Below are 4,976 nucleotides of genomic sequence, written 5' to 3' on the forward strand. Positions count from 1 at the left end.
CAGCCGGTGAAGTACCCGATGATGCGGCGCTGGTGGTCCGCGCCCATCTTCTCGCCGCGCTGCAGCGCTCGCTGGACCGCCGGGACAACGGCGGGGCGACCGGGCACCACTGAGCCGGTCCCGGCTCCGGGCCCGACCGCGGGCCGGGTGCCGCCGGCGTTCGGGTGCCGCCGGCGTTCGGATGCCGTCGGGGTCGAGGGGTCCCGGCGCCCCGCCGTTCAGGCCTCCGGCTCTGGCGTTCATCTGCCGAATGCGCCGTACGGGTCGGCCTGATGTCACCCAGTAGAGTGCAACCCCGTTCCGTTCGAGGGAAGTTGCTCGTCCCCGTCGGCGCGATCATCCTAATTTGGGGGCCCTCGGAGGGGTGATCGACGTCCGCGTGGGCGGGCGTCAGCGACACGGAGTGCGGATCAGTCCCCCTGCCGGGGGAGAGGGCCCAGTGCGTCTGCCACCCGTCCGCCGACCCGCCGCCCGGATCGGCCTCACCCTGGCCCTGCTGGCCGGAAGCGCCGTCCTCGCCGCCACCCCGGCGGCCGGCGGCCCACCCGCCGCAGGACCGCCATCGGCCGGACCGCCGTCGGCCGGACCCCCGGGGCAGGGCCGGACGGCCTCCGTCCTGCTCGAACTCACCACCGAGACGGCCGGCTCCGCCTGGCGGCGCGCCGCCGACGGCGCCCGTCGGGCCCGGCGCTCACCGGAGGCCGCCCGCCGGGAGGCCGCGCAGGCCGGCGCGGCCCAGCGGGCCCGGGCCGGGGACGCGCTCGACCGGCTCGCCGGGGCCGTCCACCGGGCGGCGCCCACCGCCCGCGAGCTCTACCGCACCCGGACGGTGCTCGCCGGCCTCGCGGTCAGCGCGCCCGCCGACCGGCTGCCCGCGCTGCGGGCGCTGCCCGGCGTCCGGGCCGTCCACCCGATCGTCGCCAAACGGCGCGACAACGCCCACTCCGTCCCCCTGACCGGAGCCCCGCAGGTCTGGGCCGGGGACCAGGCGGCCGGCACCGGCCGGGGCACCCGGATCGGGATCATCGACAGCGGCATCGACTACACCCACGCCGACTTCGGCGGCCCCGGCACCGAGGAGGCGTTCCGCTCGGTCGAGCGCGGCAGGCCCGCGCCGCCCGCGCTGTTCCCCAACGCCAAGGTGGTCGGCGGCAAGGACCTGGTCGGCGACGACTACGACCCCGACCCGGCCTCCCCGCACCACCAGCCGGTGCCGCACCCCAGCGACAACCCGATCGACTGCGTGCGCAACGGGCACGGCACCCACGTGGCCGGCACCGCCGCCGGGTACGGCGTCACCGCCGACGGCCGTCCGTACACCGGCCCGTACGGGCCCGGGCTGGACCCGGCCGGCTTCCGGGTCGGCCCCGGCACGGCTCCCGGCGCCCAGCTCTACGCGATCCGGGTGTTCGGCTGCGACGGCTCCACCGACCGGGTCACCGAGGCGCTCGACCTGGCCGCCGACCCGAACGGGGACGGCGACCTGAGCGACCGGCTGGACGTCGTCAACCTCTCGCTCGGCAGCCACTTCGGCAGCACCGACGACACCGACGCCCTGGCCGTCGACCGGCTCGCCGAACTGGGCACCGTCGTGGTCGCGGCGGCGGGCAACGACGGCGACGTGTACGGCATCGGCGGCAGCCCCGGCACCGCCGCCCGGGCGGTCACCGTCGCCGCCTCGGTGCACGGGCACGCCGACGTGGACGGCATCACCGTGCTCGCCCCCGCGACGCAGGCAGGCACCGTCCCGGCGCACTGGAGCGAGCGCTACCAGGGGTGGTCCAGCGCCGACGTCAGCGGCGAACTCGCCCTGCCCGCCGACCAGTCGGACGGCTGCGCCGACTTCAGCGAGGCCGACCGGCAGCGGCTGAAGGGGAGGATCGCGCTGCTCGACTGGAACACCCGCGAACCCGACCGGGCCTGCAACTCCGGCCCGCGCGCCGACCACGCCGCCGACGCGGGAGCGATCGGCGCGGTGTACGCCGCCGACTCCGACCACCTCGCCGAGATCTCCGGCAACGACCGGATCCCGGCCGTGCTGCTGGCGCGCGCCGACGGCGAGCGGCTGCGCCGGGCCGCGGCCGCCGGGCCGGTGCGGGTCCGGCTCGCCGCGGCCGGCAACACCCTGCACGGCACCGTCCCGCAGGACCAGCCGGCCCGGGTCGACACCCTGACCGACTTCACCTCGCGCGGCATCGGCGTCCCCGGCGTGGTCAAGCCCGACCTGGCGGCCCCCGGCGAGAGCATCTGGTCCGCCCTGGTGGGCAGCGGAGCCGGCGGCCAGCGCGAGAGCGGCACCTCGATGGCCACCCCGCACGTGGCCGGGCTCGCCGCGCTGGTCCGCGCCGCGCACCCGGACTGGCCGGTCGAACAGGTCAAGGCCGCGCTGATGAACACCACCGCGGACACCTTCCTCGGCGACGACCGCAGCGGACCGGTGTACGGACCCGAGCGGGCCGGCGCCGGGCGGGTCCGGGTGGACGGGGCGGTCCGCACGCCCGCCGTCGCCTACGCGGCGGGGGAGGGCGCCGTGGAGGGCGCCGTCGGGGTCTCCTTCGGCCCGGTCGAGGTCGACGGGCCGACGGAGCCGACCCGGGAGATCGAGGTGCGCAACACCTCGGACAGGCCGCTGGCCTACCGCACGTCGTACGCGGCCTCCACCCGACTGCCGGGCGCCTCCTACCGGGTGGCACCGGACCGGGTCGACGTCCCGGCCGGGGGCACCGCGCGGGTGCGGGTCACCCTGTCCGTACCCGGGGAGCTCGGGCGGGCGCCCGACCCGACGATCGACACCGTGCAGGGCGGCCGCGCCCGCAGCTACCGGGGCGAGCTCTCCGGCCGGGTGCTGCTCACCCCGGTCGGGGACGACACGCTGCCGCAGCTGCGGATCCCGGTGCTCGCCGCCCCGCGCCCGACCGGCGACCTCACCGTGACGGCCGCCGTCCGCACCGCCCGGGACGGCACCCTGGTCACCCTCGGCGGCCGCGCCGCGCCCGCCGGGGACCCGGGGCTGGTCAGCGCCTTCGCGCTCGGCGGCGAAGGGCCCCGCTGGCCCGACTGCCCGCCCGGCGGCAGCGGCGGGGCGGTCGCCCCGGGCGCGGGCCTGCGGCCGAAGGACGCGGGGGAGGACGACCAGGAGACCTGCGTCGAGCACCCCGGTGAACGGGCCGCCGACCTGCGCGCGGCCGGCGCCGCCGTCGACTCCGGACTGCTCTACGTGGGAGCACAGCTGTGGGCACCCGCGGCCACCCCGGTGGGGCTGTACGGGGTGCGGGTGGCGCTGGACACCGACGGGGACGGCAGCACCGACGTCATCCTCAAGGCCGACCGGCAGCACGGCAGCGACGTCCTGGTCTCCCGCGCGCTGGACGCCCGCACCGGGGCCGAACTGGACGTCCAGCCGCTCAACGCCCACTGGGGCGACACCGACACCGGGCTGCTGGACAGCGACGTCCTGGTCCTGCCCGTCCGGCTGAGCGCCCTGCCCGGCGTCACCCCCGGGCACAGCACCGTCCGCTACGGCGTGTGGACCGGCTACGCCGGGGGCGGCACGCCGGACGTGGCCGAGGCCTTCGCCTCGATCGGGCTGGACGGCACCAGCCCGTCCGTCCCGCTGGACGTCCTGCGGCCGGCGCTCACCGTGCGGTCCGGCCTCACCGGGCCGGCCGCGGTGCTGGCCCCGGCCGGTCCGGGCGCCGTCCTCGACGTGCGGCGGGCGCGGGGTGACACCTCGCGGCTCCTGCTGCTGTACCACCGCAACCCGGCCGAGCGGCGGGCCCAGGTGCTCGACCTGCCCTGACCGCCCGGTGACCAGGGGCGGCCCACCGGGACTCCGGCGGGCCGCCCCCTCTCATGCGCCGGCGTTCACCCGGGCCGCCCGCCGGCGGTCCCGGCGCGGGGGCCGGGTGGGGCGTCGGGAGAACCGGGCGAACACGGCGACCAGGGCGAGGGCGGCGGCGGTCGCAGAGGCGACGGTCAGGCCCTCGGTGAGGCCGGGCGGCCGGAAGGCGCAGGCGACCCGGGAGGCGCCGCCGCCCAGCGGGACACCGATCATGCCGAGCACCGGGACGGGCGCCGCGTACCGGCCGCCGTCCACCGCGCAGCTCCAGCCGTCGGTGGCCGGGACGGAGAGCAGCGCGGTGCCGGTGGAGCCCGCCGGGAGCGCCGCCGCGAGGGTGTGCCCGCCGGCCTCGACCCGGGTGGCGCCGGTCGCGGTGAGCCGTGCGACGGCGTCCTCCAGGGCGCCGGCCCGCAGGCAGCCGATCGGGCGGGCGGGCACCTGGCTCACCACGTCCGACCGCAGCGTCACCCGGACCACGCCGTCCGCGGGGACGGTCCCCAGCCGGTGGATCGGCACGGCCGTGGTGGGCTGCTCGCCGTCACTGCGGAAGACGGTGCCCAGACCGCTGACCGTGCCCCGGTACCAGAGCGCGTGGAAGTAGGCCGTCCCGCCCGGCGTGCAGACGGCGGTGAACACGGTGCCCTCCTGCCCGCCCCCGCCCCCGTTCGGCACCGACCAGCCGCTGGTGCCGTGCAGGGTGGGCGCCGGACCGCCCGCCGGGACGGGCAGCGGAGCGTCGTACACCTGACTGCCGAGCAGCGACTCCTGCCGGGACCAGACCGAGGTGGTCTCCGGGCGGGCACCCGGGGGCAGCACCGTGACCAGCGGCGCGGCGGCCGCCCGGGCGGGGACGAAGCCGTACGGCGGCGGCCCGTCGTCGAGGTGGGCGCGGACGCCGAACAGTGCCTGCCCGACCGGGTCGGTGACGCTCCCGGTCTGCCGCCCGCCGGCCGTCCAGCCCGCGCCGAGATCGTGCAGCAGCAGGGCGGTGACGGTCGGCAGGTAGCCGCTGAACCACCCGCCGCCCTGGCCGTTCAGCAGCAGCGGATCGTTGGGGGTGAAGGCGTGCGGGCCGGGGTCGGCGCGCCCGCGCGGCCAGTCGGCCGCCGCGCGCAGCGCCGCGTGCCCCGCCCGC

General features: G+C 78.4%; 1 protein-coding gene and 1 pseudogene. One reads left to right on the top strand and one right to left on the bottom strand.

Translation table 11 applies throughout. The annotated features are described in order from the left end of the window. Positions 1-439 precede the first annotated feature (439 nt). A complete protein-coding gene (locus AB0E96_RS38145; RefSeq protein ID WP_359830990.1) occupies positions 440-3,799 on the top strand; it encodes a S8 family serine peptidase in 3,360 nt (1,119 codons plus the stop codon). A gap of 51 nt (positions 3,800-3,850) precedes the next feature. On the opposite strand, the pseudogene AB0E96_RS38150 reads toward AB0E96_RS38145, so the two are convergent. Further along, positions 3,851-4,976: pseudogene (locus AB0E96_RS38150) on the bottom strand (hypothetical protein); the annotation flags it as partial.

This window comes from Kitasatospora sp. NPDC036755 (genome assembly GCF_040636595.1).
Classification (GTDB): domain Bacteria; phylum Actinomycetota; class Actinomycetes; order Streptomycetales; family Streptomycetaceae; genus Kitasatospora.